We start from the raw sequence: 4,674 nt of genomic DNA, 5'->3' as shown, positions 1-4,674 counted from the left end.
GGTCAGGCACAGCCGGAGCCCGGTCGGGGCGGTCCCGCCGGTGTCGACGGCCCGCAGCAGCTCGTGGTACATCGCGGGCACCCCGACCAGGACGCTGAACTCCCCGGCGGCCAGGCCCGCCAGCACCTCCTCGGCGGCGAAACCGGAGGTGACGTGGGCGCTGGCCCCCACCGCCAGCACGCCGAGGGTGCCGAGGTGGTGGCCGAGGCAGTGGTGCAGCGGCAACGGCCACAGCACGCGGTCCTCCCGGCCCAGGCCGAGGATCGGGGCGTAGCAGGCGGCGATCGTCCACAGCGAGTTCCGGACGGAGGAACGCACGCCCTTGGGGCGGCCGGTGGTGCCGGAGGTGTAGAGCATGAACGCCCAGTCGTCCACTCCGAGGTCGTCCCGGGCGGGTTCGGGCGCGTCGCGGGTGGCGAGGTCCTCGAAGCGGGGGCCGCACCAGTCCACCGGGTCGACCTCGTCGGCGAGGACCACTGTCGACTCGGGCGCCAGACGCCGCACCCTGCTGATCCGCGCCGGATCGGTGATGACGGCGACCGCTCCGCTGTCGGCCAGGAGGAACGCCAACTCGTCGTCGCTGGAGAGCGGGTTCAACGGCACCCCGACGGCGGCGGCGCGGGCGGTGGCCAGGTAGCTCTCCACCAGGGACACACCGTTGCCGAGGACGAACGCCACCCGCTCCCCCGGGGCCACCCCGAGGGCGGCCAGGTGCCCCGCGAGACGTCCGGTGCGGGCGGCCAGCTCCGCGTAGGTCACGGCGCGGCGGGCATCCGAGTAGGCGGTGCGCTCCGGGGTGCCGCGGGCGTGGTCGCGCACCAGCTCGTGGACGGGGCGGATCAACTCGGTCCGGAGCATGTCACCACACTTCGCTCACTGGGGTCGGGGCCGCCCAGCGCGGGAGCGGGGCGCGACAGGCGGCCACGTTACGAACGCCGGTCGCCGGCATGCTGCGGAAGAAGCCCACCGCACGGCCATCCCCCGGCAATCCGGGCGGCGGCGCGCGGACCCGCTGTTACCGGCAGGTGGAAGACAGGCACTGCGCCGGGCGGGTCCGGGTTCCTACCGTCGGGCCGACAGCCGTCGGAACTCCACTGCTGGGGTGGTCCATGACTCGCTCGCCCGTCCGGCCCGTGGGCGCGCTCGCCCCGCTGCTGCGCGCCCCCGGCCCCGCCCGGTCCGAGGACGGCCCGGTGCTCGGGACCAACCGGTACCTCGCCGCCGCGTCCACACCGGCGCCGCCACCGCACCCGGGCATGACCGTGCTGCTGGCCGCCCCGACCGACGAGGTCGCCGAGGTGTGGCCCGCCGACGGCCCCGTCCGCTACGGGGACCACGGCGCCATCCGCTACGCCTGCTCGGACCGCTTCCTGTTCTGCTCGGCCCGGCTACCCGGTTCCGGCTCCTACGCGCGGGAGGTCGGCCGGATGTACCGGGAGCTGTTCGCGCTGCTGGCCCGCCTCGACTACCCCCGGCTGGTGCGGGTCTGGAACCACATCGCCGACATCAACGGCAGCACCGGGGCCGGCGAGGAGGTCTACCGCGACTTCTGCGTGGGCCGCAGCCTGGCCTTGGAGGAGCTGGGGATGCTCGGCGACATGCCGGCCACCACCGTGATCGGCGCGGCGGCGGGCGGGATCGAACTGTCGTTGATCGCCACCCGGGGCGTCGACCCCGTCAACGTGGAGAACCCCCGGCAGATCCCGGCCTACCACTACCCGTCCCGGTACGGGCGGCGCGCCCCGAACTTCGCCCGCGCCACCTACCTGCCCCGGCACGGGGACGCCGCGGCACGGGGCTCGGTCCTCGTCTCCGGCACGGCCAGCATCATCGGCCACGAGACCCGGCACGCCGGGGACGTCCGCGCCCAGTGCCGCACCGCCCTGGAGAACGTGGAGTTGCTGGTGGGCGCGGAGAACCTGGGCCGGTACGGCATCGACCACGGTTACCGGCTCGCCGACCTGCGGACGGCGAAGGTGTACGTGCGGCACCCCGAGGACCTGCCCGCCGTCCGGGAGGTCTGCGCCGAGATGTTGCCCGCCGACGGCCGGGTCGCCTACCTGCGGGCCGACATCTGCCGCTCCGACCTGCTCGTCGAGGTCGAAGGCGTCGCGACGTGACCGCCGGTGAGGTCGGGGAGGCGGGGATCCGGCCCGGGGCGGGCGGGCACCCGGAGGTCCCCCCGGCCGGAGCCGGCGGGCCGGACTGGCGGGAGTGGCCCGCGCGCCAGCAGCCGGACTGGCGGCGGGACGAGTTCCACGCCCCGGTGCGCCGGGCGTTGGACGCGGCGGAACCGCTGGTCACCGGTGAGGAGGTCCGGGAACTGTCGGCTCGGCTCGCCGTCGTCTGCTCCGGGGACGCGGTGCTGGTGCAGGCGGGGGACTGCGCGGAGAGCTTCCACGCGGCATCGGACGCGCGCACCGACGCGGTGGTGGCGGTCCTGGACCGGTTGGCGGCCGGGTTCGGGGGTGGGCGCCCCGTGGTGCGGGTGGGCCGGATCGGTGGGCAGTTCGCCAAACCCCGGTCGCGGTCGGAGGAGGTGGTCGACGGGGTGCCGCTGCCGCCGTTCCGGGGGCACCTCGTGAACTCGGAGGTCGCCGAGGCGCGTGCCCGACGTCCTGATCCCCGCCGGATGCTGACCGGCTACCGGCTGGCCGCCTCCGCGCACCGCCGGCTCGCCGTCCACCGGGAGGCCCGGTCCGGCGGGTGGGGTCCGTGGTCCAGCCACGAGGCGCTGGTCCTGGACTACGAGGCGGCGTTCCTGCGCCCGGACGACACCGGCGAGCTGGTGTTGGGGTCCACCCACTTCCCGTGGGTCGGGGAGCGGACGCGGCAGCTCGACCACGGGCAGGTGCGGTTGGTGGCCTCGGCCCGCAACCCGGTGGCGTGCAAGCTCGGGCCCGGGGCGACGGGCGAGGACGCGGTCCGGCTGTGCGAGGTGCTCAACCCCGACCGGACCCCGGGGCGGTTGACGTTCGTGGTGCGGATGGGGACGCCGGCCATCACCTCGGCCCTGCCGCCGCTGCTGCGCGCCGTGCGGGCCGCCGGTCACCCGGTGGTCTGGGTCAGCGACCCGATGCACGCGAACACCGTCTCCACACCAGACGGTCGGAAGACCCGGTTCCTGGCCGCGATGCTCGAGGAGGTCGGCTGGTTCACCCGGATCGTCCGCGACCACGGCGAGCACCCCGGCGGACTGCACCTGGAGGTGGCCGCCGAGGAGGTCACCGAGTGCGTGGGCGGTCCCGTGCCCGGCTTCGCGGCGTTGGCCGACCGCTACGAGACCCTGTGCGACCCGAGGCTCAGCCCGGCCCAGGCGGCGGAACTCGTCGCCCGGGCCGGGTTCTGACCGTCTACCCGGGCGGTCAGCCCGGGAGCGCGGCGACGGCCGGGACGGGTGCGCCGGCCTCCACCTCGCGCGGGCTGAACCGCGCGAAACCGGCCAGGCCCTCGGTGTGCGCGGCCTGGTCGTCCTCGGCGGCGTTGAACCGGGCCGCGTACTCCAGCGCCCGCAGCGGGCAACCCCGGACCGCGTCCAGCAAGCCCTGCCACTGCCCGCTGGCGGCCGCCGGGTGGGGCGGGCCGAAGTGCAGCTGCCGTCGCCGTGGGCTGAGCACCACGTCCAGCAGCCGGGTGATGGCGTGGTCGGTGAGCCGGTCGAGGACGAGGCTCAACGAGTTGGGCCCGGTGGTGGTCTCCGGCATGCGGCGGGCGAACTCCTCCCGGGCCGTGGTCACGATCATCAGCGGCAGGGGGTCGGTGGTGTCGAGGAGGGTGGCCAGGGCGGAGAGGAGGTCGTCGGCACCGTGGTGCACGTCGTCGACGACGACGAGCGTGGGCTGCTGGCTGGCGAGGCACCGCAGCGCCTCGACCCCGTTCCCCGGCTGGTCGTGGACCAGTGCGGAGAGGACGGTGCCGGCGTCGCCGCACCCCGGGCGCACCCGGGTGCGCAGGACACGCGTGGTGTTCAACGTGCCGTCCCGCAGCTGGTCGACGAGTTCGGACACCAGCCGTGTCTTGCCGATGCCCCGGGCTCCCAGCAGCGTCGCCATCGCCGGCCGTCCCGTCGCGTGGGTGCGGACCACGGTGCGCTGCAACAGGTCCAGCTCGAAGGACCTGCCCACGAAGGGGGTGGGCCCGTGCCAGGAACCGGGCGGCTCCTCCGCTGCCAGGACCGCTGGCTGACGTGCCGCGAAGGGACCGTGCCCGACCGGCCCCTCGGGTGGGGCCGTGTTGAGGACCACCCGGCCGGGGGTGGCGGCGGCGGCGAGGCGTCGGCAGCTGTCGAGCACGACGGCGGCGACCTTCGGCACGGCGGTGTCGCCGTCGACGGGCCGGCTGACCACGGCCTCCCCGGAGTGCACGGCCACCCGGACCTCGGCCGGGTGGAACTCGACCACGGAGCGGCGGGCGATGGCGCCGGCGGCGGCGAGCGCGCGGTCTGCGTGGTCGGGCAACCGGCCGCTCGCCCCGAAGTAGCCGCACCAGGAGGAGCCGGGGCCCGGCGCGGGCTGTCCACCGTGGTGGCGGATCTGCTGGCACACGAAGCCCTCCACGGCGGCCGCGTGCTCGGCGGTGGTCATGACCATGACCACCGTGAGGTGGCGTTGTTCGGAGACCGTCCCGTTCCCGGTAGCCGGGGCGGGCGCCGTGGGCGGCCACTCCGGCGTGGCC

The 4,674-nt window shown here is 75.4% G+C and carries 4 protein-coding genes; 2 read left to right on the top strand and 2 right to left on the bottom strand.

Going from position 1 to position 4,674, the window contains the following annotated elements:
• On the bottom strand, positions 1-858 hold an 858-nt coding region (locus ACTIDRAF_RS0222310; RefSeq protein ID WP_016700926.1), incomplete at its 3' end, for a class I adenylate-forming enzyme family protein.
• Positions 859-1,109: 251 nt separating this feature from the next.
• Between ACTIDRAF_RS0222310 and ACTIDRAF_RS30555 the strand changes: the two genes are divergently transcribed.
• Together ACTIDRAF_RS30555 and ACTIDRAF_RS0222300 are read left to right on the top strand one after the other, a co-directional pair.
• Complete coding sequence (locus tag ACTIDRAF_RS30555; RefSeq protein ID WP_157163206.1) at positions 1,110-2,120, top strand: FkbO/Hyg5 family chorismatase; 1,011 nt, start codon at positions 1,110-1,112, stop codon at positions 2,118-2,120.
• Entirely contained in the window at positions 2,117-3,349 is a 1,233-nt protein-coding gene (locus ACTIDRAF_RS0222300; protein WP_016700924.1) for a 3-deoxy-7-phosphoheptulonate synthase, read from the top strand. The genes ACTIDRAF_RS30555 and ACTIDRAF_RS0222300 overlap by 4 nt, the downstream gene beginning before the upstream one ends.
• A gap of 16 nt (positions 3,350-3,365) precedes the next feature.
• Here the strand turns inward: ACTIDRAF_RS0222300 and ACTIDRAF_RS0222295 are convergent.
• A partial coding sequence (locus ACTIDRAF_RS0222295) for an ATP-binding protein (RefSeq protein ID WP_026066384.1) occupies positions 3,366-4,674 on the bottom strand: 1,309 nt, incomplete at its 5' end.

Origin of the sequence: Actinoalloteichus spitiensis RMV-1378, assembly GCF_000239155.1 — a bacterium.
Classification (GTDB): domain Bacteria; phylum Actinomycetota; class Actinomycetes; order Mycobacteriales; family Pseudonocardiaceae; genus Actinoalloteichus_B; species Actinoalloteichus_B spitiensis.
Note: the sequence above shows the minus strand (reverse complement) of the source record. Positions and strands in the feature narration are given on the sequence as shown.